The organism is Acidithiobacillus thiooxidans ATCC 19377, assembly GCF_009662475.1.
Classification (GTDB): domain Bacteria; phylum Pseudomonadota; class Gammaproteobacteria; order Acidithiobacillales; family Acidithiobacillaceae; genus Acidithiobacillus; species Acidithiobacillus thiooxidans.
The window spans coordinates 1,712,719-1,737,873 of record NZ_CP045571.1; the positions used below are offsets into that span (position 1 = coordinate 1,712,719).

38 protein-coding genes are annotated in these 25,155 nt (G+C 49.7%); 32 read left to right on the forward strand and 6 right to left on the reverse strand.

Features of this window, described 5'->3' with window-relative positions:
• The first annotated feature begins 2 nt into the window (after positions 1–2).
• On the forward strand, positions 3–776 hold the full coding sequence (gene mobI / locus GCD22_RS09015; protein WP_153940726.1) for a conjugative transfer protein MobI(A/C): 774 nt from the start codon (positions 3–5) through the stop codon (positions 774–776).
• Here the strand turns inward: mobI and GCD22_RS09020 are convergent.
• On the reverse strand, positions 768–1,574 hold the full coding sequence (locus GCD22_RS09020; protein WP_031572269.1) for a hypothetical protein: 807 nt from the start codon (positions 1,572–1,574) through the stop codon (positions 768–770). The genes mobI and GCD22_RS09020 overlap by 9 nt on opposite strands.
• Before the next feature lie 425 nt (positions 1,575–1,999).
• Here GCD22_RS09020 and ssb point away from each other — a divergent pair, with 425 nt between their 5' ends.
• From ssb to GCD22_RS17975, 3 genes are all read left to right on the forward strand, one after another.
• Positions 2,000–2,494 (forward strand): single-stranded DNA-binding protein, encoded by a 495-nt coding sequence (gene ssb, locus GCD22_RS09025; RefSeq protein ID WP_153940727.1) that lies wholly within the window; start codon positions 2,000–2,002, stop codon positions 2,492–2,494.
• A 79-nt stretch (positions 2,495–2,573) separates the two neighbouring features.
• Positions 2,574–3,944, forward strand: a complete 1,371-nt coding sequence (locus tag GCD22_RS09030) for a recombination directionality factor (RefSeq protein WP_153940728.1) — start codon at positions 2,574–2,576, stop codon at positions 3,942–3,944.
• Positions 3,945–4,167: 223 nt separating this feature from the next.
• Positions 4,168–4,710: a coiled-coil domain-containing protein gene (locus GCD22_RS17975; protein WP_170286729.1), complete on the forward strand. Its 543-nt coding sequence runs from the start codon at positions 4,168–4,170 to the stop codon at positions 4,708–4,710.
• Positions 4,711–4,965: 255 nt separating this feature from the next.
• Here the strand turns inward: GCD22_RS17975 and GCD22_RS09040 are convergent, their stop codons facing one another.
• A complete protein-coding gene (locus GCD22_RS09040) occupies positions 4,966–6,192 on the reverse strand; it encodes an RNA-guided endonuclease InsQ/TnpB family protein (RefSeq protein ID WP_153940730.1) in 1,227 nt (408 codons plus the stop codon).
• A 270-nt stretch (positions 6,193–6,462) separates the two neighbouring features.
• On the opposite strand from GCD22_RS09040, the gene GCD22_RS09045 reads away from it, so the two are divergent.
• From GCD22_RS09045 to GCD22_RS09140, 21 genes are all read left to right on the forward strand, one after another.
• Positions 6,463–6,753: a hypothetical protein gene (locus tag GCD22_RS09045; RefSeq protein WP_153940731.1), complete on the forward strand. Its 291-nt coding sequence runs from the start codon at positions 6,463–6,465 to the stop codon at positions 6,751–6,753.
• Positions 6,754–6,949: 196 nt separating this feature from the next.
• Positions 6,950–7,249, forward strand: coding sequence for a hypothetical protein (locus GCD22_RS09050; RefSeq protein ID WP_153940732.1), 300 nt, complete (start codon positions 6,950–6,952; stop codon positions 7,247–7,249).
• Positions 7,246–8,823, forward strand: a complete 1,578-nt coding sequence (locus GCD22_RS09055; RefSeq protein WP_211371660.1) for a metallophosphoesterase family protein — start codon at positions 7,246–7,248, stop codon at positions 8,821–8,823. Before GCD22_RS09050 ends, GCD22_RS09055 begins: the two co-directional genes overlap by 4 nt.
• A gap of 6 nt (positions 8,824–8,829) precedes the next feature.
• Entirely contained in the window at positions 8,830–9,981 is a 1,152-nt protein-coding gene (locus tag GCD22_RS09060) for a hypothetical protein (protein WP_153940733.1), read from the forward strand.
• Positions 9,982–10,471: 490 nt separating this feature from the next.
• A complete protein-coding gene (locus tag GCD22_RS09065) occupies positions 10,472–11,536 on the forward strand; it encodes an RRXRR domain-containing protein (RefSeq protein ID WP_081576746.1) in 1,065 nt (354 codons plus the stop codon).
• Between the two features lie 82 nt (positions 11,537–11,618).
• Complete coding sequence (locus GCD22_RS09070) at positions 11,619–14,051, forward strand: AAA family ATPase (protein WP_153940734.1); 2,433 nt, start codon at positions 11,619–11,621, stop codon at positions 14,049–14,051.
• A gap of 64 nt (positions 14,052–14,115) precedes the next feature.
• Positions 14,116–14,364 (forward strand): hypothetical protein, encoded by a 249-nt coding sequence (locus GCD22_RS09075; RefSeq protein ID WP_142086235.1) that lies wholly within the window; start codon positions 14,116–14,118, stop codon positions 14,362–14,364.
• Positions 14,365–14,543: 179 nt separating this feature from the next.
• Positions 14,544–14,777, forward strand: a complete 234-nt coding sequence (locus GCD22_RS09080; RefSeq protein WP_024895261.1) for a hypothetical protein — start codon at positions 14,544–14,546, stop codon at positions 14,775–14,777.
• Positions 14,770–14,904, forward strand: coding sequence for a hypothetical protein (locus tag GCD22_RS18735; protein WP_268745817.1), 135 nt, complete (start codon positions 14,770–14,772; stop codon positions 14,902–14,904). The genes GCD22_RS09080 and GCD22_RS18735 overlap by 8 nt, the downstream gene beginning before the upstream one ends.
• Entirely contained in the window at positions 14,901–15,179 is a 279-nt protein-coding gene (locus GCD22_RS09085) for a hypothetical protein (RefSeq protein ID WP_024895262.1), read from the forward strand. Before GCD22_RS18735 ends, GCD22_RS09085 begins: the two co-directional genes overlap by 4 nt.
• A 250-nt stretch (positions 15,180–15,429) precedes the next feature.
• Complete coding sequence (locus tag GCD22_RS09090; RefSeq protein WP_024895263.1) at positions 15,430–15,786, forward strand: hypothetical protein; 357 nt, start codon at positions 15,430–15,432, stop codon at positions 15,784–15,786.
• Positions 15,787–15,872: 86 nt separating this feature from the next.
• A complete protein-coding gene (locus tag GCD22_RS09095) occupies positions 15,873–16,202 on the forward strand; it encodes a hypothetical protein (RefSeq protein ID WP_153940735.1) in 330 nt (109 codons plus the stop codon).
• 6 nt (positions 16,203–16,208) lie between these two features.
• On the forward strand, positions 16,209–17,198 hold the full coding sequence (locus GCD22_RS09100; protein ID WP_024895265.1) for a phosphoadenosine phosphosulfate reductase family protein: 990 nt from the start codon (positions 16,209–16,211) through the stop codon (positions 17,196–17,198).
• A 102-nt stretch (positions 17,199–17,300) separates the two neighbouring features.
• On the forward strand, positions 17,301–17,876 hold the full coding sequence (locus GCD22_RS09105; protein WP_142086237.1) for a hypothetical protein: 576 nt from the start codon (positions 17,301–17,303) through the stop codon (positions 17,874–17,876).
• A gap of 361 nt (positions 17,877–18,237) precedes the next feature.
• Positions 18,238–18,585, forward strand: coding sequence for a hypothetical protein (locus GCD22_RS09110; protein ID WP_024895221.1), 348 nt, complete (start codon positions 18,238–18,240; stop codon positions 18,583–18,585).
• A complete protein-coding gene (locus tag GCD22_RS09115) occupies positions 18,578–18,835 on the forward strand; it encodes a hypothetical protein (RefSeq protein ID WP_024895222.1) in 258 nt (85 codons plus the stop codon). Before GCD22_RS09110 ends, GCD22_RS09115 begins: the two co-directional genes overlap by 8 nt.
• Positions 18,828–19,274, forward strand: coding sequence for a hypothetical protein (locus GCD22_RS09120; protein ID WP_024895223.1), 447 nt, complete (start codon positions 18,828–18,830; stop codon positions 19,272–19,274). The genes GCD22_RS09115 and GCD22_RS09120 overlap by 8 nt, the downstream gene beginning before the upstream one ends.
• Positions 19,275–19,648: 374 nt before the next feature.
• Entirely contained in the window at positions 19,649–19,876 is a 228-nt protein-coding gene (locus GCD22_RS09125; protein ID WP_024895224.1) for a hypothetical protein, read from the forward strand.
• A gap of 14 nt (positions 19,877–19,890) precedes the next feature.
• The gene (locus GCD22_RS09130; RefSeq protein ID WP_153940736.1) at positions 19,891–20,688 is read left to right on the forward strand and encodes a KfrB domain-containing protein; all 798 of its coding nucleotides are present in this window, start codon (positions 19,891–19,893) and stop codon (positions 20,686–20,688) included.
• Between the two features lie 64 nt (positions 20,689–20,752).
• The gene (locus tag GCD22_RS09135) at positions 20,753–21,160 is read left to right on the forward strand and encodes a hypothetical protein (protein WP_024895227.1); all 408 of its coding nucleotides are present in this window, start codon (positions 20,753–20,755) and stop codon (positions 21,158–21,160) included.
• A gap of 249 nt (positions 21,161–21,409) precedes the next feature.
• Positions 21,410–21,622 (forward strand): hypothetical protein, encoded by a 213-nt coding sequence (locus GCD22_RS09140; RefSeq protein WP_024895228.1) that lies wholly within the window; start codon positions 21,410–21,412, stop codon positions 21,620–21,622.
• Here GCD22_RS09140 and GCD22_RS09145 read toward each other — a convergent pair.
• Both GCD22_RS09145 and GCD22_RS09150 read right to left on the reverse strand, forming a co-directional pair.
• Entirely contained in the window at positions 21,619–21,861 is a 243-nt protein-coding gene (locus GCD22_RS09145) for a hypothetical protein (protein ID WP_024895229.1), read from the reverse strand. The genes GCD22_RS09140 and GCD22_RS09145 overlap by 4 nt on opposite strands.
• Before the next feature lie 87 nt (positions 21,862–21,948).
• Entirely contained in the window at positions 21,949–22,260 is a 312-nt protein-coding gene (locus GCD22_RS09150; protein WP_024895230.1) for a hypothetical protein, read from the reverse strand.
• A 223-nt stretch (positions 22,261–22,483) separates the two neighbouring features.
• Between GCD22_RS09150 and GCD22_RS09155 the strand changes: the two genes are divergently transcribed.
• Positions 22,484–22,678 carry a hypothetical protein gene (locus GCD22_RS09155; protein WP_024895231.1) on the forward strand — a complete coding sequence of 65 codons (195 nt, stop codon included), beginning with the start codon at positions 22,484–22,486 and terminating at the stop codon, positions 22,676–22,678.
• Here the strand turns inward: GCD22_RS09155 and GCD22_RS09160 are convergent.
• Positions 22,671–23,027: a hypothetical protein gene (locus GCD22_RS09160; RefSeq protein WP_024895232.1), complete on the reverse strand. Its 357-nt coding sequence runs from the start codon at positions 23,025–23,027 to the stop codon at positions 22,671–22,673. The genes GCD22_RS09155 and GCD22_RS09160 overlap by 8 nt on opposite strands.
• 87 nt (positions 23,028–23,114) lie before the next feature.
• Positions 23,115–23,303 (reverse strand): hypothetical protein, encoded by a 189-nt coding sequence (locus GCD22_RS09165; RefSeq protein WP_024895233.1) that lies wholly within the window; start codon positions 23,301–23,303, stop codon positions 23,115–23,117.
• A gap of 451 nt (positions 23,304–23,754) precedes the next feature.
• Between GCD22_RS09165 and GCD22_RS09170 the strand changes: the two genes are divergently transcribed.
• The 6 genes from GCD22_RS09170 (at position 23,755) to GCD22_RS09195 (ending at position 25,137) form a co-directional block, all read left to right on the forward strand.
• Entirely contained in the window at positions 23,755–23,943 is a 189-nt protein-coding gene (locus tag GCD22_RS09170) for a hypothetical protein (RefSeq protein WP_024895235.1), read from the forward strand.
• Positions 23,940–24,128, forward strand: coding sequence for a hypothetical protein (locus GCD22_RS09175; protein WP_024895236.1), 189 nt, complete (start codon positions 23,940–23,942; stop codon positions 24,126–24,128). The genes GCD22_RS09170 and GCD22_RS09175 overlap by 4 nt, the downstream gene beginning before the upstream one ends.
• Positions 24,129–24,321: 193 nt before the next feature.
• Positions 24,322–24,486, forward strand: a complete 165-nt coding sequence (locus GCD22_RS09180) for a hypothetical protein (RefSeq protein WP_153940737.1) — start codon at positions 24,322–24,324, stop codon at positions 24,484–24,486.
• Positions 24,483–24,671: a hypothetical protein gene (locus GCD22_RS09185; protein ID WP_024895237.1), complete on the forward strand. Its 189-nt coding sequence runs from the start codon at positions 24,483–24,485 to the stop codon at positions 24,669–24,671. The genes GCD22_RS09180 and GCD22_RS09185 overlap by 4 nt, the downstream gene beginning before the upstream one ends.
• A 69-nt stretch (positions 24,672–24,740) precedes the next feature.
• Entirely contained in the window at positions 24,741–24,953 is a 213-nt protein-coding gene (locus GCD22_RS09190; RefSeq protein WP_153940738.1) for a hypothetical protein, read from the forward strand.
• Positions 24,946–25,137 carry a hypothetical protein gene (locus GCD22_RS09195; RefSeq protein WP_153940739.1) on the forward strand — a complete coding sequence of 64 codons (192 nt, stop codon included), beginning with the start codon at positions 24,946–24,948 and terminating at the stop codon, positions 25,135–25,137. The genes GCD22_RS09190 and GCD22_RS09195 overlap by 8 nt, the downstream gene beginning before the upstream one ends.
• Positions 25,138–25,155: the final 18 nt, after the last annotated feature.

The following is a 25,155-nucleotide window of genomic DNA, read 5'->3' on the forward strand; positions in this document are numbered from 1 at the left end:
CCATGACACCGCCAATATCCCTGAATTTCTCTCCGGAATCCCTCAAAGACATTGAGGCGCTACTTCGTCGGCAAATGCTGTTTTATGCGCAGGCCCAAGACCAGATTCTGGCGGAAGCGAAAAAACTGGCGGGAGAATTTTACATTTTTCAAAAACAACTATCCCATCAAATTCGGATGGATAATGAAAATCGGGAATGGAGCGATTTGAGTATATCCGTACGCAAGCTACGCGGTTATGTCACGATACAATGGCGAATCCGCTACTGGTACAAGTCCTCCCGGGACGGCCGCAAAGGATTTAATGCCAAGCATCTCAGCAAATCCAAAAACAGCAGCCATTACAAGAAGTCACTGGCTAAGGAGGCTTCCGCTGCCGAATTCCAGACCGTCATGCAACTGGAAGATCAATTTATCGTCTTGCGGCACCTTTCTGGCGTAGTACGTGATGCCCAAAAACAACTCGTGGACACGATGAAATCATTGGGTATCGACTATTCCGCCAATAGTGTCCTGTCTGCCGATCAGGAATCCGCCTATGCCCTCCATGAACGGATAGGCAATTTGTTGTTATTGCTACATTACCGATTATGGCCGCAACACAATGCGGCGGATACACAGGCAGGATTCGTTCCCCTGATTGACCCCAAAGCGGGGGTTTCCAGAAACGTGGACCCCACGGCCTTACATGCCGCCCTATCCCGGATGGAACAGTCCTACGCAGAACTGGAACAACTCTTCATGGGAAAAAGCCAGTCAGCTGCGGGATCAAATTGATCCCGCGCCCGAGCGAGAATCCGCATCCGCTAACCACTGCTTGCTCTGTGTTCTGGCCTGACGCAAACATTCCGCCATCAGGCTATCCACCATCCGGTAGGCATTCTCCGTGCCTTGCACATAGCGTTCCTGCGGCAAATCCACAATGAGATAGGCCCGGTCATAAAGGGCAATCAGTTGGTCCATGATAGAAATAGCGCGAATAAGATAGCGGTCTTGCGGCGCGGATAATGCCGCTACGAAGTCTATGCTATGGGTAAAACTGATTTTCTGGGCGTGACCATTCAAAGACTTCAAGCCACTTTGTTCCAGTAATTGGGTCCGTTCCTGACTTAAAACCAGTATGGCATTCTGGTACCTACCGACAAATTGCTGCAGCGCACTGCTGATGGCTTGGGACAAATCCTCGTATGTTTTTTTGAGATAGAGACGTTCCAGGCTATTGAGGGTGTAATGCATATCCATCATCTGATTCAGCCAACGCATCGCCAGCCGTTGACCATGCGCCGTATCCAGATGGACGGGAAATGGATAATAAGCGCGTGATGGGGTAGCAACATTCGGCAAATAAATGCGTACCCCCCGAACGGCATACGCATCCTCATCAATTTCCACTTCCCAACGGCCAGCACTCTCAACATGAGCAAGGCTAGGTCGAAGCATGGAGCTGTCCACCTGCCTATCTGCCCGCCCATGCGTGGTTTGGTAAAATTGTTCCAATAGCCCGGTATCGGTTTGTACCGGTTCCTGGTCTTTCAAAACCAATAATGGTTTCGTATTGCGCTTGCGTCTTCCCAAAGTACAAATCCTTGCGTAACAGCCTTACACCCTCGTTATCATCCCGCCATTTCATTTCTAAAAGGCCATCATAATCCGGCAAAATACGGTGTTTTTTAATATGTACACACGATTTACCGGTAAAGCAGGGACTGGAACCTGTTCCCGGCATCGGCAACGGTCTCTAAACAATCTGAAAAAACGCGAAAAAAGCCCCTTAATGATGGCACCCACCTCTATTTCCCCCGTTAGACTGGTCCTGTTTATAGGTACGGGCGACATCCCGAACTCAAAACACAGTCCCCTTTTCTGGCTCGGGGATTGTTACTCGCGCAAGAGCCGTTTCATATGGGCGCACCTCATATCCGGTTTTTTTCACTCTGAAAAAGACCCAACGGCTTCTCTTTGCCTTTTTTCAATAACTCACTCAAAAAAAGGAGTATTCCATGGCTGGTGTTAACAAAGTCATAATCTTAGGCCATCTCGGGAAAGACCCGGAGATGCGCTACATGCCGGACGGTAAGGCTATCGCCAATTTCAATGTGGCCACCTCGGAAAATTTCAAGGACCGCGAAGGGAATAAACAGGAACGTACCGAATGGCACCGTGTCGTGCTCTTTGGACGTGTCGCCGAAATCGCGGGCGAATACCTGCGCAAGGGCAGCATGGCTTTTGTGGAAGGCAAACTACAGACCCGCAAGTGGACCGACAAGGAAGGTCAGGAGCGCTATACCACCGAAATCCTCGGTGACCGCCTGCAGCTAGTCGGGCCGCGCAATGACGGTGGTGCCAACAGTGGCAATGACCGCCAGCCTCAACAGCAGCGTGCGAACAACGCCCCATCCAATAACCGGAGTAGTCAGCCGCCGGAAGATCCGTTTGGCGGCGGTAACACGGGAAACACAAACTACTCAGAATTTGACGATGATATCCCATTTTGAGCGGTAACTTGTTGTTTATTTGTATTTTTTGTATAAGCACCCCAGATGGATTGACGGGGTGCCTATGCACATGGAGGGCATGATGTTGAAAGTTATCGGTAGAATCCGCCCAGGGACCAAGGTCCTGAAGCGGTCTATTACAGACCCCAAAGCCAAACAAATTGTGGAACGTGGTATTTTGGCGGGCGTTGGATACCCGGCTATTGATTCCGCGCTGACCAAGGCGGGATTTAAACACGCATTGGTTCCCAAGAATGAACCGTTTTTTTCTGTTTGGCCGGGGGAATTCAAGAACCCGGAAACAGCGAAACGGATACTCGATTTGTACGGCGAACAACGGGAAGGGGATCTGGTAAAAAAGCTCTACGAGTTTCCAGTTGTTTTCCCCCATTCGGATCCCGCACAGATGGTGATGACGCGAATGGAGTGCTATACGGCAAAAGGCCTCAAGTACCATTCCGAAATCAATGGGAACGGTGACGTCCTCTGTATCACCAAAGATGATGTCCCGAAAGTTAATGGACGTGCCATACGCATTTATGGCGGCCGTAAAGACAAGGTGCGTGGACACTGTGATCCGGAACATTGTCCGGAATACCAAAAACGGGAATGCAATGTCCGCTCAAAAATCCACGTCATGATTCCTGGGGAAAAAATGACAGCGGAATTGGTAGAAATCCCTACGGGGAGCTTCTATGCCGTCGATGACATTGAGAACACCTTGAGATACACCGCCGCACTTTGTGGCGGCAAAGTGCCCGTGGAAGTCCAGATGGGATGGAAAGGCCAACCCATATTTTGGATGACCAAGGTGCGCGAAAAAGTAAAGCACATGACCGATGAAGGGGATACAGAAATGGTCCCCCAAATTATCGCGCATCTCAATTGCAAAGCGGAGTTAGCGCATTTGCTGGCCATGGCTGACGCTGTTGCGGAAAAACACCGCAAATTATCAACGGCATTCTTGCCGCAAGGTGCAGCGCAAGCCCCGGCTGCCCTGGAACATCAACCCGCTCTACGGCCAGAAGACTTCGTATCCAGCAATGTAGTGGATATGGCTCAGGCCAGAGCAGAGTCCGTGGTACCGGCGGAACAACCATCTGCCGCACCTATACCAGAAGCGGCACCCTCTGACCACCAGCCCGAGCAAACGGCTTCTGAGCCCGCGCCCGCGCCGGAAGCAGCACAGCCCACAGAAAACACAGAAGACATTGCCCCCCTGCGCCAGCAAGCATCTCGCTTGTGCAAACAGGTAGGATTGAATCCTGTCGATCTGCTGGAATACGGCAATGCCCGATTTGGAACAAATTGGGGCAAAACGCTCAAGCATCTGAATGCCATGGTTCATGAGCTGAAACAGGCTTTGGAATCAGACGATGTGGAAGGCTATATTGCCGAAGTCAACAATGTCATTTTCGAAGAAAGGCAACGGAATACCGAAAGCGCCTAATTCTTCCCATAACCCACTGCGGCCCCTTCGGGGGCCTTTTTCCAAAAAATTTGTGCGGATACCTGCAAGCAAGTATGCGCACAGATTTTTTGTGGAAAACCACCCGGGCGGCACCCGGTCAAAACGGCCTAATCACACGCCGGATATTGCTCCAATATCGCGCATATCCAGCCCATCCATTGCATTTTTTCATTTCAGGATTATCCTAAAAAGGAGGTACATCATGGGAGGCCCCATGCTCAATACATTGGCAGTTTCCAAACGCCTAACTGATGCTGGCATGACCAGAGACCAGGCAGAAGCCTTGACGTTGGCCATTAATGAGGGACTCACCGACACATCAGCTACTAAGGACGATCTCTCTCAAACTGAAACGGTTCTGCGGGCAGACATACAGGCTACGGAGAAAGCCTTGCGGGGAGAAATCGCCTCTACTGCTGAGTCACTGCGTGCAGAGATTCAGGCTACGGAGAAAACCCTACGGGGAGAAATCGCCTCCACTGCCGACGCACTGCGGGCAGAGATTCAGGCTTCGGAGAAAACCTTACGCGCAGAAATTGCGTCGTCTGCTGATAATGTCAAAACAGAACTGCGAAAAGAAATCGTCGATGTCAAAACTGAACTACGGAAAGAAATCGTCGATGTCAAAACTGAACTACGGAAAGAAATCAATGATTCGCATATATCCGTCATCCGATGGGTCATTGGCGTAGGCATCAGCCAGACCGCTATCATTCTGGCGGTAATTTCCATTATAAAGTTTTAACCCCCCAAATATTTCACTCCACAATAACCAATGTGGGGTGAAATTTCCTGAAATACAATTTTCTTTTACAGGCGATTTCTCCTGTAGTTTTGTTTAGCACAAACATGACCGAGCGAAACAACATGGAAGAGGTTACGCCTTTTGATCCTTTGACATCCTCCTCGCCCTGAAGGACGAGGATTCCTTTCTGCCAGCAGCGGCCCTACCTCAGCCGCTTCGATTGCATTACCTCTTTTGAGACAATGCAACTCCCCGTTACTCTGGAGAACAGACTACCCCGACAAGCCCTGCCGTTGACGCAACCCCATGTGAGGTTGCTAGTCCTCTTGCGAGGATGTTCTGTGCCGCATTCACGTCGGCATGTGCTTCATGCCCACAGTGCAGGCAGCGAAATACCGCCTGATCGGGGCGATTTCCGGCATCCACCACACCACAAACCGAACAGGTCTGCGAGGTATAGGCCGGATTCACCAAAAATAGCATGCCACCGGCCCACTGGAGCTTATAGTCCAGTATCCGTTTGAGTAGGCCCCATCCCTGATCAAGGATGGATTTGTTCAATCCTGATTTCTGCCGGATATTGCGTCCGGGTTTATCCACGGTACCCTTTGCGGATGCCGTCATGTTCCGCACATTCAGGTCTTCCAGCACCACGACCGCGTGGTTTTTGCTGATGGTGGTGCTGACCTGATGAAGCACGTTTTTCCGTATTTCCGCGATACGCTGGTGCAATCGCGTAATTTTGGCCTTCTGTTTCTTCCAGTTGGCCGAAAACTTCACTTTGTGCGCGAGCTTTCTTTGCTCCCGCGCTAGTTTCTTCTGCAAATCCCGATAGGCGGTTACTGGCAGAAACATGGTGCCATCGGACAATGTAAGCAGGTTCGCTACTCCCCGGTCGCCACCGACCGCTGTAGTGGAGGGATGCACGGGGTCCGGCACTTCTTTTTCGGTCTGTATGGCGACATACCAGTGACCACCCGACCGGCTGACGGTGACATTGCGGATTTCGCCGCCAATGATGCAGGATTTGCGAAATTTCACCCAGCCAATACACGGCAGGAAGATTTTGGGGAGCACCTTACGGCCATCCCGATCAACGGGATTCAGATCAAAGTGAATATGGCCCGGTTCTGGGTAGCGCATGCTGTCGTGGACGAACTTCTTTTTGAAATTCGGGAATTTTTTGACCGAGTTCTTATTAAATGCCTCTTTCAACGCCTGCGTCAGATATCTGAGGGTCTGCTGTTGCGGCATCGACGGGGATTCTGCGAGAAACCCAAAGGCTTCCGAATTGCGCCAGGACGTGAGTAGTTCGCACAGACCGGCATAATTCAGGGTGCCGCAATGTTGATCGAGATAGCTCTTCTGCACGGCCAGCGCCCGGTTCCAGACGAAGCGCACGCAGCCGACCGCACGGGCCAGAAGATTGTCCTGCTCCGGAGTGGTTTCGAGACGGTAGCGCACGGCTTTGCGAATCAGCATGGTGTATAATTATACAGTGACAGTCATTGGATGGCAAAATCTATCGGTAGACAGACGGCTTCGACGGCGTTGAGCCGTCTCGCCGCCGCGCTATCCATCCCCGGCCTGAACGCCGGGGCTTTTCGCGCTTTTTGGTAAAAGAAAATCCTGCTTTCTCCCCATTTATTGGGCCGGGCGGCACCCGGTAAAAACAGTCTTTTTACTCACCCTATAGGGACAAATCCCTATGGGGGATTTAGTCCCTTTTCATTGCAAAAGGAGACATATCCCATGTTAAGTAAAGGCACCTATCAGTTTGTTATGTCCAAAATCCAGAGCGCCAATAATGGCGAACTCCTGGTAATGAAGGACCAATTACGCGAGCTTTTGCGTCATCCCATTTCGGTAGATGCAGAACTCATGCGCGACACCAAGAAATTGTTGAAAAAAATCGATGAAGAATTGGATGCGCGGTATGACCTGTATCTTAGCGACCAGCGTCAACGCCAGCGTCAGCAGGCGAAGCATACACCAGCTTCGGCTTCGGGCGCCCGCATTTACCCATTTCGTAATCTCTCTTGAGGTATTCGTAAGCCGCTTTATCGTCCGGATTCTTCATCACGCGTATTAGCTGTTGCGTCCAATATTTGGCCCCTGAGATTTCCGGACTATCGGTACTGGGGTTTTCGATAACTTGCATTCTTGCAGACATTTGAAACTCCTTGCTGTGGTCATTCCTGCTTCCATTCATTTCATTATACCAGAGGAGAAATCCATCATGAACAAACAAGGACTCACCACTGCCCTGGCGGAGACATTGCGCGTGGATAACGCCAATGCATCCCGCTTGGCGGGGCGGTTTATTCTTTTGGGGAAAAAGTACCGAAAGAACCTGCTCCGCCAAGTAAACGGCGCACCCATGGCTGCGCAACTCAGCAAGACGGAAGCGGAGATTAAAAATCTCTGCGACCGCTTGGCCCTCCGCTACAAAATTGTCGAAGATGTCAGAGGTCCTATCCTCAGACTGTATCTCAACAACTTTTGGAGGGAAGGTTGCGTGGTGGAGGACGGGCTATGAAGATCGCCCAATTCTCCGACCTACACTATTGTCCTGAACATCTGGACGAGGTGGATCGTTGCTTCTCTGCAGCCGTCGAAGCGGCCATTGAGGAAGGCGTGGAAGTGGCCGTTATCAGCGGCGATTCCACGGACCACCGGGTCGATCTGCATAGTTTGTCCGTGCAGAGACTCTCGGAACGCATTCACACCCTGTCCAATCATTGTCCGGTACTGATGTTGCAGGGCACCTTTTTCCATGAACCATTGGGTACGCTCGAAGTGTTTCAGTATGTGGGCGGCAAATACCCGATTTTTGTGGCGACCGATATTCAACAGGTCGCTCTTACCGAAGACAATGCCTGGGTCAGTTCTCTCTCTGGGGAAACTCCCCATTTTGTGTTTACCGAGGAAACCTTACCCAAAAATACCAAGGCCTTGTTTTCTTGCCTGCCGACCGTGAACAAAGCAGAAATGGTCTCCGCCATTGCGGCAGACGATCATGCTGCACTGGGAGATGTATTGGCCGAATTGTTGTCGGCCTTCGCACCCATAAACACCGTGGCCCGGGAAAAGCATATCCCGACCATCGGGGTTTCGCACGGCACGGTGCATGGTTGCCTCACAGAGCATGGGGTCCCAATGATTGGATTCGATCATGAATTCACAACGGGAAGCCTGTTTGCCAGTAAAGTACAGGCTTACATGCTCGGTCACATCCACAAACACCAGGTCTGGGAAAACGCATTGCCGCAATATGGCACACAACGCATTGCCTACCCAGGTTCCATTGGTCGTCTGCATTTTGGTGAAGAAGGCGACAAAGGCTGGCTGTTTTGGGAGATCGATTATCGCAATGCCGCCTGTATGCTGATGCCTGCTCCGGCAAAGCAACTCTTGCATATCGATTTTGAAGCAGCACCGGACGTTGCGGAGATACAGAAAGTGGTCGGGGAAAACCCGGGGGCTTTTGTCCGTATCCGCTACAACATTCCGGAAGACCAGCGTCATACCGTGGACCGCGATAGTTTGCAAAAAATCGTGGAACAGGCCGGCGCCAAATCCGTCAAGATTGAAGGTCGCATTATTCCTGTCGTGCGGGTCCGCGCACAAGGTATCAGCCAGAGCAAAACGCTCGAAGAAAAACTGCGCAAATGGTGTGAAAACACCCATTGCGAGGCGGCCCCTCTGGTCGGTCGATTGCCCTTATTGGTCAACGACGATGCAGAGACCATAGCGAGCGATCTGATGCACGGGAAACCACCGGTTCCCCCAACATCCGCTGATAACGGGCCTGCAGTATCCGTAACAGACAATCCGGTTTCGGTAACGCCCGATGTAATGCCGGTAACGCCAGGTGTAACGCATGTAACGCCTGATGTAACGCCTGATGTAACGCCTGATGTAACGCCTGATGTAACGCCTGATGTAACGCCTGATGTAACGCCTGATGTAACGCCTGATGTAACGCCGGTAACGCCCGATGTAATGGACGCTGTAACGCATCCTGACAAGCCGGCCGACCATCCTGTGGAAACCCGGAACGCAAAGAAACAAACACCCCAGCAGGAAGTTGACCTGCTCGATCTTTTTTAAGGAGATATGATGAAGATCAATCACGATGATTTTTTAAGTGTGGCCAAGATAGCCGCTATCCTTGGCGAAAATGGGTTTGATTTTAAACCTGAGTATTTTCTGGCGCTCTCGCCTGACACGGCGGAGAACATTATGGTCCATGTGCAGTCTGGACCGATACAGGCCAGAATCTCGTTGCCCGTCACCGAAAACACGATGGGCGATAAAGGCTTTTGCCTGCCCAGAAATGAATGTGTGCGCTTTTTGGGGGCATCCAATAGTGACACCGTGAGTATCCAGGTGGATAATCAGATAGCCAGAATACGTTCTGGCCGGTCCTCCATGAAGGCGGTCACCATTTCGATAGATTCTTTCCCATTGGCCGTGCCGATTGGAGATACCTTGTTGAGCACCGAAGTAGATGCCACAACACTGCAAGCCGCCTTGGCCCTGGCCGTTGTCGGCAATAATGGCGTCGCTGAATCTCTCGGGGTCTATTTCCACCCATATCTTGGCGATTTGCACGTCTATTCCACAGACGGAAAAATTTTCAGCCATAGCGCCATCAAGATGGATACGTTGAAAACTGACGGTGGAAAGCATGAGGATGCGGCGGTCGTTCCTATCAAAACGGCCCAATCCTTGTTGAAAGCGTTCAAGCATTTTGATGTAGAACGCATCCAGATACACTTCACCGAGAATGACCTCATCTTTTCGGATGTAGGCAATACCTGGAACATTCATACACAAAAAGTGGCTCACCCCAAGCCGGTTGCCTGGGATCGCATGTTGAATGCCGAATCCGTAACGCTTTGCACAATTCTGGATAATGAGGCCATGACCGAAAGCCTGGATATCTCCACATCCATTAGTAGTGACAAGCAAAACGTGGTCACCTTGAAAGTTTCCGAAGACAACATCTTGAGTCTGTTCATGAACAACGATCGTGGTGAATCCAAAAGTGAGTTTGAGGTGGAAACCCACAGCCCTTACCAGACATTCACCCCCAGCGCGCCCGTTTATGCCTTTCTCGGGTTTTGCCGCAAACATGGCAACAATGGCGTGTTTCATCTGGGTAGATTGGATATGTCCAATTCTAACCCCTTGAAACTTTCCTACGATGACGATGATCGCTTTGTGGCCTCGCCCTCTATGATCATTGCCCCTTATAACGGCTAAATAAAGCCCTCTCCCCGACTCCCCTGCTTCAGCTGCCTTGCTGAAGCCCTGGGGGAGTTTTTAGACGGTATGCCCACGCGTATCGCCCAAAAACTCCCTTTACCTGCCTCGCGCAGTCGGGTGGCACCCGATAAAAACGGCTTCTTACAAGGTGCTTTTTCACCTTCAACCCACTGATTACCCCACAAGGAGTTTTTTATTGTCAAGTAGCCCGCCCTAAAGGACGGGGCTTGTTGCAAGCCTTGAAACCAACAGGGTTTGTGGCAGGAACCAAGCAGTTTCTGGTGCGAAAGACTAGCCTGGCAAAGACCGTGGAGTCATGCGGTGCGTAACTGCGAAAGCAGGGACGTTGGAATGCAACTGAGCCGTCGCGGGTGGTGCCGCAAGTCGTAGTAGGAACACCCCTCTCATTCCTGCGCAAGACGACGGATAGTGGCGAAGAGGTGTACACACGGTTCGCAAGAACCGGCTTATTGTTATAGGAGAATTTATGAATCAGCAATCTCAAAAAACAGGAAAAACGGTGTTCGTTCCGGTCATGGACCGGGACGGAAAAACACCGTTGATGCCGACAACGCCTTCGCGGGCACGACGGTGGATACAGCGCGGAGAGGCCACGCCTTTTTTCAAAAAGGGCGTGTTCTGCATACGCCTGAACCGTGCGCCATCCGGTCAGAAAACGCAGTCCGTCGTGGCTGCTGTGGATCCGGGTTCCAAACGGGAAGGGTTTACCGTCAAGTCACGGGCGCACACTTATCTGAACATACAGACAGAAGCCGTCACCCAGGTCAAGGATGCGGTGAAAACCCGATCCGAAATGCGGCGCGGGCGGCGATTTCGTAAGACCCCGTGTCGCAAGCCGGGACCTGCCAACGCCATGATGCGTAAAGAAAACCGGATACCGCCCTCAACAAAGGCCCGTTGGGGCTGGAAGTTGCGGGTGCTCCACTGGCTCTGCGCCTTATTTCCAGTAACGGATATTGGCGTAGAAGATGTGCAGGCGGCTACCCGAAAAGGTAAACGGAAATGGAATGTGTCCTTTTCGCCTCTGCAAGTAGGCAAGGACTGGTTCTACGAAGAAATCCGGCACATGGGCGTGACCTTGCATCTGCGGGCTGGATTCGAAACGAAGACGCTGCGGGACAGGCTGGGATTGAAAAAGACCAGCAATAAACTCGCAGAGACCTTCGCTGCGCATTGTGTGGATTCCTGGGTAATCGCCTGGGACATTGTGGGTGGAGTGGAATCTCCGGACAATCGGGATCTGCTCTGCATCCAACCGATTCGGTTACATCGTCGGCAACTACACCGTCTGCAACCGCAAAAAGGCGGTGAACGGCTACCCTACGGCGGCACCCGCAGCCACGGCTTCAAGCGCGGCTCTCTGGTGCGTCATGCCAAATGGGGACTGGCCTATGTCGGCGGAATTCTGAAAGACCGAATCAGCCTGCATTGCATCGAAAATGGAAAACGACTCACACAAAAAGCGAAACCAGCAGAATGCCGGTTTCTCACGTTCAATGCTTGGAAGTTTCACTGCGTAGCGCATACTTAAAAGGAGATGCGGGAATGGGGCGGTCATCGACCGCCGCGCTATCCACCCCCGGCATGAATGCCGGGGTTTCCCGCGCAAACTGATGAATCCGCTGAAACTCACTCTTGAAGGGTTCGCCGGCATTTACTCGGGCCGGAAACGGGACAAACTCACGTTGGATCTGCCCGATCTTTCTGCGGGCCTGCTAGTCGCCCTGGTTGGGCCTAATGGGTCTGGAAAGTCCACCATCATGGACAACTTACACCCGTATCGCATCATGCCCTCCAGGGCCGGCGGCTCTTACAGCCCGAACGCCTTCAGTTTTTATGAACAACTCAGTAGTGAGGAAGCCTGCAAGGAACTTTTTTGGGAGCATGCTGGCATTCGCTATCGGTCTTTATTCAAATTCCAGAACGGCAAACGTCGCAAGACAGAAGCCTATCTTTTTGTGCTGGATGAAAACGACAATAGCGAACCGGCCGCAAACGGCAACCTCGTCAGCGATGGGAAAACGGATACCTACGATAAAGTGCTGGAAAGCATTCTCGGCAGTCCGGACACCTTTTTCACCAGCGTTTTCTCCGCGCAAAATCGCAAACCCATTTCCAGTTATGGTAATGCCGAAATCAAGGGACTCATGGCGGAGTTACTCGGCCTGGATTCCATCAAGGAACTCGGCAAAAAGGCGGCCCAGGTCAAAAACCTGCTCAAGGCAGAATTGTCCACGCAACAGGAAAAACTGGGTATGGCCCAAATGGCCAAACGCCAACACGAAGCCGCTCTGCATCAAGTCAGCGAAATGGAAAACACCATTGCGCAACTACAGACCGAAAAGCAGACCGCCCATACGCAGCTGCGCGAAGCGGAGCGGCAATTGGCGGCCATCACGGCACAAATCCAGCAAAGCGAAAGCGTCATTGCCCGCAAAGCCAGTCTGGAACAAAGCAAAGCCCACCTGGAAGAGCGTCTGCGTAAATTGCAGGCGCAACAGGTACAAAAGCAACAGCAACTGGAATCCGAGCATCAACGGGAAACCATCAGCCTGGAGCGGGATATCCTCTCTCTGCAAAAGTCCATGGAGACAGCTGAAGCGGAAATACAAAAGCTCCAGGATTTGCAATCTCGGGCGAAGTCCATTCAAGACGCTGTTCAGCAGGAACAGGCTTTACGCGTGCAAATGGAGCATACCCAGCAAGAGATTGAAAAAAGGGAGTCGGCCTTATCCGCGCAAATTGCGCATGCTCAGGCATTGCAAAACACCATCACCCAACAAGCCCAGGATCTCAGCGTCATCAAGGCCAACGGCGAAAACCTGTCGCGGGAAAAAGCCGATGCAGAACGCCAATCGGCCTTGATTCAGGAAGTCCCCTGTTCGGGTACGGACCTGGCGCAACGCTGTAAATTGTTGGCGGATGCCCGCGCTGCGGGCGAGAAAATCCAGCCCATCACCATCCAGATATCGACGTTGCGGGAAAAATATCGTGCGGCGAAAGAAGCACTGGACCAAAAACGGGCCGCTTTAACAGCGGCCTCCGCCGAGGATCCGGAGCTGGTCGCCTGCAAAAACCGGTTAAAGGCCATACAATCGACCCTGGCCAGTATCCATCCTTTAGTGATGGAAGCATCACTGCTGGAACAGGCTGAAAAACAGTTGGCGCAATGGTCAGAAACGCTCGCGGCTAAACAGCGCGAGCAGGCCGAAAAAACCGCGCGCAAAGCCCAGGCAACCACCGCATTTCAAGCGGCAATCACCGCCTTACCCCAGGAATTTGCAGAAGAGACGGCGAATCTGGATGCGGAAATTCAACGGATTGTCACAGAATTGTCCGCCATCGTTCTGCCGGATATACAGTCAAAAGCAGAGAGAGAAAGCGCCTGCAAATTGGCAAGTGATACCCTGGAAAGGATAGAAACGGCTATCCAGCAAAGCCAGAACCGCTTGATTGATGCCAAGGCGCAAGCGCAATCCCTGCTTTCCGCAGCGAACGACATATCCGCGCTCCAAGACCAGGTAAACCGGATGGGAGAGGAAATGAGGCACTGGGAAATGTTCATCAAAGCCTTCGGCAATGATGGCATTATCGCGCTGTCCATTGACGATGTAGGGCCAACCCTGTCGGCGTATGCCAATGATTTGTTGATGGCCTGTTATGGACCGCGTTTTACGGTATCTATCCAGACCCAAACCACCAATGCCAAGGGCGAAGACCGCGAAGGTTTTGATATTGCGGTGTTCGATGCGGAAACGCAGGAATCCAAGAGCGTTGAAAAAATGTCAGGCGGCGAGCGCGTCTGGATTAATGAAGCCATGACCCGGGCCATTGCCCTGTTCCTGGCCAAGGAATCCGGTCAGCAATACGCCACACTTTTTACCGATGAAGCCGATGGCGCCTTGGACCCCGACCGCAAGCGCCGTTTCATGCACATGAAGCGGGAAGTGCTCAAGTTGGGTGGTTACACCCGTGAGTATTTTGTCAGTCAGACCCCGGAACTATGGGAAATGGCCGACTACATTCTGGATGTTTCCAAGCTGTAAGCAACCCAAAAGATAAGCGCCAGAGGATGGCGCTTATGTCACCTCTCTATTTCAGGAGAAAACCATGCAAGACGAAATTGAAATCCCAATTAGCACGTTTGACGACGAACTGATTATGGAGAATGGTACTAAAAAAGTATCCCTTTCCACGGATCAGATATCCGACATCATCAGTCATGCCATTCAACTTACCATCATTAATCGGTTCGATGACATGAACATGAGCAAAGATCGTGTTAGCGATGAGCTTCATGAGGCCCTTTTTTCTGCAGGACTTTTGGATAGCTACAAACATATTTTGTATAATTTTTAGTCATAAAAAACACCCTACGCTTTTGCATAGGGTGTTTTGAGTAGCCCCTACCGCTACTCAAAGCACCTTTTTAAGGCAACGGCGGCCCACGCCGATTGAATCTATTGGCCTATCAGCAGCAGGCCAATACCCCTCACCATGCCCTGCATGGTCAATCACCCCATAAAAGGAGTATGACAATGTTTAATCCCTACCAAAAAGCCGTCCTCAGAATTTATGAAGAGGGCGAATATGCCGAGATGACCACCATGGATGAAGTGGAGCAAGCCGGTGACGGACTGTTTACCTTCATCATGCGCGAACTGGGCGACGATTGCGACTCTCAGGCGGAAGCCGAACGGCGTATTGAAGTCGCCATCAGCCAACTTGACGAGATTTATGATCGTCTTGAACAGGAGATTGAAGATGAATAAAGTCATCGTGAAAGGCGAGTTACCTCGCCTCAAACCGCGCTTTGGTATCCACCCTACCCGGGTGGAGAAAAACGCCAAAGCTTACAGCCGCAAGTCCAAACACAAAAACCGTGGAGGTGCTGAATGATTAAGGAAAAGTGGTCTTCCTGCGGAAAATTTTTGATTGTATTTTCTGGGAGTATTTTTACAGATCGTCCAGGAAAATTCGATGTGCGCATCAAAAAACAAGACACCTGGGGTGGTCGCCGAAAAGAGGATGGCAAGCTCTATAACACCTCTATTTGCAAGGCTGCAGAGAGTGGAGAAACTCTCAGTCATTACAGCTATGTGCCACAGTCCGTTATTGATGAAGCAATGGTCTTTGCGCGTGAATGCATACAGCAGCAACAAAGCGCAGCCTAACAAGCTGCTTTTCTCAACAAGGAGCAACCATGAGTGAATTAAACGATGTAGCCAAAAACCGAGTCGCTGAAATTGGCCTCGAAATGGTCAGCTGGTGAGCAACACCGATCATGATTGGGCATGGTTCGCCGCGTCGCATTTTGGTTGTGAATTTTCTGATGAGGAATAACACATAACCAAGCTTTCGCTTCACCACATTACAAAGCGCATGCACTGAAAAGTCCATGCGCTTTTTCTTGGAGAAAACTCTATGAATCATGAGGAACTCACTCAGCAAATTGAAAAATTTGCTGCTATCGCTACACGCGGTTGTGGTCAGTCCGATATCGTCTGGGGCACACTTTTCCACACCAATTTTGACGGTTGGGTAGAGATGATGTCTGTAGAAGATACAGAAGCCGCCATCGCTATCGCCAAACAACAGGGCTATTACTGCGAGGAAAACGACGATGAATTAGGTAGCGAATATTGCTGCCATGGACTCACTTCCGACACCTGCCCTTGTGGGTGTTTTGAAGATCCCCCTGAATTGGAACAACAGCAATGGGATGATTACTGGGAACACCAGGCATCATTACAGACTGACGCTGATCTTCACCATATTTAGTCCATAAACGGGACTACAACCTCAAGGAGACCATAATGGCCAAGTGTCATACGCAGTCCGCGTCTGAAGTGGCGCGGATATTTAACATGAAAACTGGAACAGCTTTATTGATCCGGTCTGACCGAAAAGTGCTCAGGCGCAATATCGTTTCTGGGAAATGGCAGGAATATCGCAAAATTAAGGAAGGTGTTTCTGTGGAAGCGTACATCGCGCACCGCATGAATGATCACAGTGGTGGATATTGGGTGACACTCAAACGCGGCATGATTCCGTGCTTTGACGTTATCAGCGCCATGGAAAGAAACGGTGTTGCTGAAGCAACGGATGGATGTGAAAACATTGAGCCTGACGGAAAATGCCTACATGGTTACCCCGCTTGGCCATTGGTAGCGATACATCACTGCCTGGCCGGGTGAAGCATCATGGAAGCCCTATCCTGTCAGCATCCCAACTTTGCCGACTATGACCGTATTGTCATTGGTTTCTCGGGCGGCAAAGATTCCCTGGCCTGCTTGTTAACAGTTCTGGAAATAAGCCAAGAATCGCGCAGCAAAATCGAATTGTGGCACCACCTGATTGATGGTAAATCAGGTGGCAGTCATTTCATGGATTGGCCCATCACGGAAAGCTATTGTCGGGCTGTAGCTAAACACTTCGGCATCCCCATTTATTTTTCCTGGAAAGATGGTGGTTTCAAGCGTGAAATGTTGCGCGACCAAACACCTACGGCCAAGACCTATGCGGAAACACCAAACGGTCTTGTGTCCTCTGGTGGCAACGGGCCTGACGGCACGCGCATGAAATTTCCACAAGTGTCTGCCAACCTCAGTGTCCGCTGGTGTAGTGCCTACCTCAAAATTGACGTGGCCGCATCTGCTTTGCGCACGGATCCGCGTTTCGAGCACAGTAAAACGCTCTTTATAACCGGCGAACGCGCCGAAGAATCCCCAGCCAGAGCAAAATATGCGACGATGGAAGTGCATCGTGCAGACTGTCGGAATGGCAAGAAGGCACGGCACATCGACCATTGGCGCCCTGTTCATCACCTGGATGAAAAAGCCGTGTGGGACATAATCCAGAAATATCAGATCAATCCACATCCTGCATACCATCTTGGCTTTTGCCGAACCAGTTGCATGAAATGCATCTTTGGTAATGACAACCAATGGGCAACCGTACATGCGATGGACCCTGATGGCACCGAAAGCTTGATGTACTACGAAGAGCGTTTCGGTTGCACGATCCATCGTGTTTACCCCATCAAGGAACGCATCAAAAAAGGCACCCCCTACCCAACAAGTAAAGGTTCTTACGCAGGCATCGCCATGCGGGATTATTACGAAGAACCGATTGTGCTGAACCATTGGGAACTGCCTCCCGGTGCTTTCGGGGATAGTTGCGGACCCAGTTAAACCCAACACCCCCCCACAAACATCTTTGTGGGGGATGTTCTCTCAATAAAACCGATATTACCAGCCGTGTAAAACGGCTATCAGCAAAAAGAGGATTTATTTATGACAAAAAAATATGTAGTAGCTTACTCCCCAAACGAAGCGGTTTCAAACGATGAATGTGGTTATTGGTCCAACGAAAAAGGATGGACGATTATCGAAGAAGCCACCCGTTTCCAGGCAGATGAGGTCAATAAATTACATCTGCCAGAGGTCACAGGTAGTGATGCAATCTGGCGAGAATTAGGACTGGATTACATGACTTCTGATGACAGAGACCCTTTGACCGTGGCATATATAACCATGGGATTCGTCAACACATTTGAAAAGCTAACGAATGAGCAAAAAGACACCCTAACAAGCACATCTGGTCAGAGTGAATTGGTCAGCAAGATCGTTTGCCACAGCGCATTTCTGGATGCCATTTTCTACATGGGAGAGCCTTATTTCGACGGTGTATTGTTCTATTATGAAATCGCTGAACCTTTTGGTGCGGAATACACAAAAGCCCTGGCACAGCCTGAAAACTATGATCTAGGGCCTAACGGGATGAAAAACCTCGCTGTCAAAGTTCTCCTGTCTGTATGTGAAAAAGCACTCTCTGAAGAATGCTTTGCCGGAATTTTGCTTCCTGTCTAAAGCATAAGATGCCCGTTGCTTTACCACATGGCAACACAATTGACAATCACCGACACCATGATATATTTAGTCATGGTGTCGCCCTTTTCTGGCTCGGGCGGCGTTACACCAGGCGCAAGAGCCGTTTCATATGGGCGCTTTCAAAAAACGGGCATTCCGTTTCTAGGGATGCTTTGTCTTTTCTCTAGAAAACAAACTCTATCTCTAAGCAATCCCCAAGAATCTGCATGCAGAAGCCTATCCACTAGGGTGTGTTTCTGCATGCCCGCATTCTGCGGCCATCCTGTTTTTTAAACGCTACCCGGGCGTACCGGGATTTCCACAAAGGCCTCTGCCTTTCGCGTTTTCACAGGAGACACCCATGACTACTAAAACATACCTACCTGTCCGGCTGTTTATGGACAAATTTCTCTGGGCCGTGCGTATTGTTCACCAAGGCGACCACTATGGGCGAAACCTTTGCCTGGTTCATGGAAGGACTGAACCAATGGTTGAGTTTTATGACACACGCTACCTCTTCTCCGATCTGGGGCAATTTGTTTCCAGATATAACCTGTCCACCCTGCTCGACAATCACCCTTTTGGGCACGGCCTCTGCCTCGATGGTGGCGTGCCTGACTGGACCCTTACCGATGCATGTTTCGGCAAGGTTCAGGGTTGGTTAAAGAACCTGGACCTGATGCCCGAAAAGGAGCTGGATCATGTTTGAAATGACTGAAGCCCTTATGCATCATGCCCGTTTCTTGATTCTGCGCATGACCAGCGCCGAGTTCCATGACATTGAATGGGAACTCATCACCGCACAAAATTTCGCCTACAAAGCCGGGCAATCTGCCGGTGCAAGACAGTCCTCAGCACCCGGATACCTGCCTGCACACCTTCGTAAGGCCTACCAGGAAGGTTACGATGACGCCAGATACGAAGCCCTCTGTCTGGGAAAGGAGCTGGATCATGCTTGAAATGACCGAAGCCCTTATCCATCATGCACGCTTTTGCATACTGAATATGACCCATGCGGATTCATTCGAAATTGAGCAGGCCATCAAAACCGCTCAAGCATGGGCTTTCGATGCTGGCAAGGCGGCCTTCACCACCAAAACATCCCGGCCCAATGATCTCCCTGTCATGCTTCACGCGGCGTACGACGATGGTTTTTTCGAGGCGCAACTCGCCGATTCGGAAGAACGGGAATATGCAGAATGGAGCCGAGAATTTGAGGAAGAACTGGAAGAGTTTCGGCAGAACTATCCAGACTCTCCCGAAAAACGGTTCATCTTTTGCCCTAACGGTCATAACTCGCTTTTCACCAAATCTGGGTATAAGGAATGCGCTGAATGCGGTTGCTTGATGACCGAAGACGCTGAAGAATCCTTCTACAACGCCGGTCAGTGTAAGTGAGCATTTATGGCTATCACGCGCGTAAACAGCACAATGCCAGGGGCCGTCACCCCCATCTGCAATACCTGTGGCATTCTTCTCTGTTGGGACATTTCAGAGGAGGAATATCAGGATGACAAAGCATTCTGGGATGACTGGATTTGCCAAGACTGCAACGGTGGAAAGCCGAAATCGCTAAAATCATGGCGATTGCAGCACAGAAATAAACCAACCAACCAATGAACACGCATAAATAAGTGTTTGCCAGCCTCACGCTGGCAAGCCCTTATTCCCATGCTTCTCTTTATGGGAATAAGGCATTATCACGCCACCTGGGGCATCCAGGATTCTCACTTCCTATTTGCGCGCTTACTACCGCAAAAAAGGAGCAACCCATGAAAATTACCATTCACCATACCGAGGTAGGGCGTTACGCCCATATAGCCGCTACCACCGGGCAGGAGATTGATCTGCCCCTGGAAGATGGATTACCCACAGCGCAAAGTTTGCGCATGCACGCTGAAATGCGTCGCCATCAACAATGTGACTCTCGTATCGCAGCAATTATTCAGGAAGCTGCAGACCACTACGAAAGTCCATTTAACCGCAGCAACATAACCTAAACAGGAGAATTTTTATGAATGAAAGCGAAGCCGTTGCCATTATTCGCCGTGCCGCCTACAGCGTGGGTGGAAATTTTCGCAGATACCAATACCGCGTTTGCGACCCCATCAACGGCGGAAACAGCATGCTCGGTTTGAGTGACTTCCAAGCGGTCGAAGGAAAAGTCATTGCCATCGAAGAGGATGTTGTTGTTGTCCAGGAAGGCCGAAAAGCGATTTTTGTTGCCTTTGACCTGAACAACCTTGACCAGGTGCCTTCGGTTGGGGACAAGGTGAAAGTCACCCCGTATCAAAGACGCCGTTTTGATGGCAAGCGCTTGAGCGACCCCGTTGAAGAGAAGCACGAAAATGGTTTTGTCTCCAAGGTGTACCATCTCGGAGAACAAGCCTCTAAAATTCCTGGCATTACCGCCGATGCTTCACAATATCTGCAGGATATGGCCGAACAACTGGCGAATTTGCCTGCCGATTCGCGCCGCCGTATCACTCAGGTACTAATTGATGCCGGTGCATGGAAAAAACCTGTTCAGATCTTTGATGTGACCGAAGATGCGGACACGCATCTTTTGCCAAAACTGGTTTTTCATATTGAACAGGAAAACCAAAAAGGCACCTTGTCCGTCACTCTGGACCGTGCTGCAGATGCCTATGTGGTCGCCCTGGAAGAGGACGGTAAGGAACCCGTCATCCGTGAAGATTGTTATTTTGACGATCTTGGTTCGGTCATCAACGAGTTTATTGTGCATAACGATGACTGGTTAAAAGACCGTGTTGAAATCATCAAGAAGGCCGCTAAGAAGAAGGCCAGTTAATCATTACCAGATCAGCGTGACATATTCATGTCGCGCTGATTCAAATCGCTATGGAGACACTTTGATGAAAAAAGATTTTTCTGATTTGAACGAATCAGTGTTAATTGAGGATCTGGTGACTCACCAGCGCAGATTCATTAGCTTGCGTCAGACCGGAAACGGGGATTTTTACCTGGTTGTTTGGATGGATTGCGTGCCTAGTGAATCAATCAATATTTGGCTTTGGGTGGCGGTAGACCCAGACATGGCCATCCAGTATGTCACTGGCAAGATGAGTCTTTATCAGTGCATGCAAATGGCCGAATTACTTGTCCGCGAAACACAAATGGACAATGGAGATTCAACATGGGAAGAAATACCCGAAGCCGAGCAGCTTCGCGGTAATCCAATTGGCGAAAACAGCTACATTACGGACATCATGGATAGTGACGTTGATGTTGACGCGCTCGTACATTCGATAAACGATGCTTAATCAAAGCAATAAATTTTCCGAAACTCCCCAGACCATTCTGGGGTTTATCAAAACTGCGCGTAAGCAATATCAAAATACCTAGAACCAAGATATTTTGATATTCCCTACTCTTACGGTTTATCAAGAGCGACTACCCGGAGCGTTATACCGGGGATTCCATCCGCAGGTTATCGAGCCTGCTATCCACCCTATAGGGTACACCAACCCTATAGGGCCATGGTGTGCCCTTCTATTTAATGGAGACACATCATGAACATCATCGAAGCTAAAAGGCAAAAAGGACTTAAGTATATGGCTCTAAAGATGGCTTTGGAGGCACCCAACGAAACATTAAACGCCATATATCAATCGGGAATGCCGGAAGATGAGATAAAAGATTTAAAGTATATTATAAATGCTGCCCGGCGTGCTCCTGGCTACGATCCTGAGAAGGATCTCATCTTAAAAATGAATATAGCCTAGTCGGGCATATCAATGTCATCAATGGCCGGCAAGTTTGGATTCTCCATTCTTGCTGCCTCATAGATTTTTTCAAGCACATCATATCTGCCAACATCGGCAATGGCTTCTATGGATTTTGCAAGCGCTTCCCCAAGTTCTGCTTCATTGAAAACCACTTTGTCAGCAGATGTACCACCTAGTTGGATGAACTCTTTTTCTTGTTGCGCAGTAAGAATTGTTTTTCCAGCGAAATGCAACATGGCAATCAACCTCTCAATGTGAATGCTACATTAGAAGTGTATCACACAAAGTATCCCAACCTCTTTCATGGTTTGGCATACCCATTATCAAGACCCATGCCCAGATTGGATAAGTCTGTCAAACGCTAAACTATTAGCCCTACGGAACGCCTTAAAAAAGGTATTACGGTTTCTCAAATAATCATGCATATTCATCCCCGCCAGGGCAAACAATCGCGCGTACTCTGGCTCAGCCCTTCTCGTGATTCTGAAAGTTCCGCTATCCGTGTCTTGTATCAGGTTTTCCGAAATGGTTCGCAAAGAGAAACTGCCTAATTCTTTCTCCATGTCAACCAGCAGCGCCTTTGCTTGCGTATCGGAAAAACCACACTCCTGTAACAATTCCTGCATACTTTTCATAAAACAGTCCTTAAAAGCAACCCACAAAAGTCAGAATACCACAGCGATCGTCATCCGCTCGATCCCTTTGGTATTCCTTACCTTTGTGGTTCAACAAAGGCGACCACCGGCAGCGTTATAGCCGGGAATCACTCAGCAGGCCACCCGGTCTGTTTTCCGCCCAATGGGCTACACCACCTCCATTGGGGGCCATGGTGTGCCCTTTACTCAAAGGAGAAACACCATGATTACCATTGAAGAAGTTTTTGCCATGGATGAGCGGCATTGGGATGACTTCCTGATGCGTGCATCTAAAGATGAAATACGACCGCTTATTTTAGCGTTCCAACGAATGATCCAGGATAATGGAGAATCCAATATATCTAAACGGTATATCCGCCGGTATAAAGAAGCGGTTTCCGTTTACAAGGTCATTTAGTGTCATTTCTGACCTGCTCATACTCATTGACTGCCGCTACCAGTTCTTCTGGTGCGGCTGTCAGACATTTCAATGCCGCGCGCTCACAAGGACTCATAAAACGCTTTATCCGTAAATCTTTTTCAGACTCGTCAGTCGTCTCTCGAAAAGCTATAACCGCGACACGACGTACGGCATATTGTAAATCTGTCTTGGTTTTGATTTTTCGTGGGTCAACCCCTGCATACCTGAATTTTGGCCACCAGAATTTCTTGCCATTACCAGTGAACAAAATGCGTCCATCCTCAGCTTCTATAAAAGCCTGAGTAATATCACTTCCTTCAGAAAGCATCACCTCTGCTGGATCCATAGAATCACCAACCTGATTTTAGAAACAGAAACCAATGACATATTTTGACAAACCAACGTCAAAAGCCATGTTCATGAGCAAGAAATACTATCTCGAATCCATTTTGACAAGCGACAGTTTCATCGCATTTCTTTTACGCATCATGTCAACCAAACGATCTGCATCATCAGGCCGACCTTCCAAAATAGCCAATAAAGCATTTTTCTCTATCTCACTGCCACCCTTGCGGTTTCTGATGCGCTGAGCGGCCTCACAAAATTCAAAAATTGGTTTCATGAAAAACCTCACTAATGATTAAAGCAATTGTTTTACCATAACGGAGAGCATACCACAGCAACTGTCACAAACACGGTTCCTGCGGTATTCCCTACTCTTGTGGTTTATCAAGAGCGACCACCAGCAGCGTCATAGCTGGGATTCCATCAGCAGGCCATCCGGTCTGCTTTCTTACCCAACGGGGTACACCTACCCCTTTGGGGCCATGGTGTGCCCCTTTTTCTAGGAGATACACCATGCATAATCCTCGCAAAATATTTGAAAATTGGTTAAAGAGCGCCAGTAATGGCGCAATTTATGCCAAAGCAGACGAAATCAGGTGCCAGTTCGGCACCGACAGCAGCATGAATAGGGCTTGCAGAGTTTTTCTAAAACTCTGTAAGGAAGAACTCCAGGTCCGTGAGGACTTGGGAGCCCTCGAAAATCGCCGCCAACTCTTGGGAGGTGCAGCATGAACCAATATGTGGTTACCAACCGTGAAGGCGGGCTTTTATTCGGACTGAACGGGACAACCCGACTATCCGGTCAGATGGCCCGTTTTGAAAACCGGGAAGAGGCCGAAAAAGCCATGGAACGGTTTAACAGCATCTGGGGAGAAAGAGAAGGTTTCTTCACAGATATTGAGGAGGTAGAGGTATGAAAAGCTTGCTCTTTGTAGCTCTTTTTATGGTTAGTGGTATCACCACCATGGCTCAGGCACATCCTGAAAAAATCAAGATTGATCATTCGGTCTTGAAGATTCAAAAGCCGGTCCATATCCCCACGCACATCAAGGTTAAACCTGTGATTATCACATTCACAGAAATCGAGGAGATATTCTCATGATACTCCTCATTTTTTTCTTGTGCATAGCAACCGGCTATCTCATCAGCGTCCCGATTCGTCGGGCACTGATCACCAAAGGCTGGATTTAAGATGTTCCCCCTCGTGGGTATTACACCCACGAGGCCGGACGCGGCGCGTGGTGTTTCTTCGTTTGGGACGCCAGTTAACGCCGTTTGTCGGCAAGGAGCAAGTTATGAACTACAAGCAAATAGCTACTCATGCAGCCTATGCAGCTATTGCTGGTCTTGCTAAAATGGCCTTAACAGGCTCGGCAGATCCAGTGAGTATTACGGCTACATTTGTGCTAGGCGTAGTAGCAATTATCTTTGATATCATTGACCACAGGAGTGGAAAATGAACGATTATGAGGATTTCGCATCCAAAGTCGTCGGTAACGGCATACTGATTATCATGTTCATGGCCATTTTCTTTGGCAACACACAGGATATTGGCTATGCCGCTATGGTCGATGTTTTTATATTACTCGGGTGGCTGCTTTATATGTACATGAAGCACCCGGATCATTTCAAATCAAAAAAGTAAACCCGATGGAGCCCGCTAAAACGGGTTCCATTCTTACGCTACGTGCTTTGGGTATGCAGGAGCAATATCATGAATATACCGGACGGTCTAATGGTTGGCGGTGCTGGCATCATCGTTATCGCATCCATAATGGTCGGTATCGTTGCATACATAGTCAAGAGAGAAATCCGACAGCATGAAACGAATGGAATCTCCAAAGACAAACCAGACACACAAAACCTACCAAAACACTCCATAGTCATTTGTGTTTTGACGGAACGCCAAGGTCAACCTGATGACTGATCTGGGCACATTCCTGGGCAACTGCATTCTTATCGTGACGGGTGTCGCCATCTTTTGCGGTAATACAGCCGACTTAGGTTATGCCGCCATTTTTGGCATTGTCGTCATACTAGGCGCTTTCGCTTACGAACTGATGACCAACAAAGCATATCGCCACAGAATTAAAAACTGTTTCAAAAAATAAATTCACAGCCGATCCTTA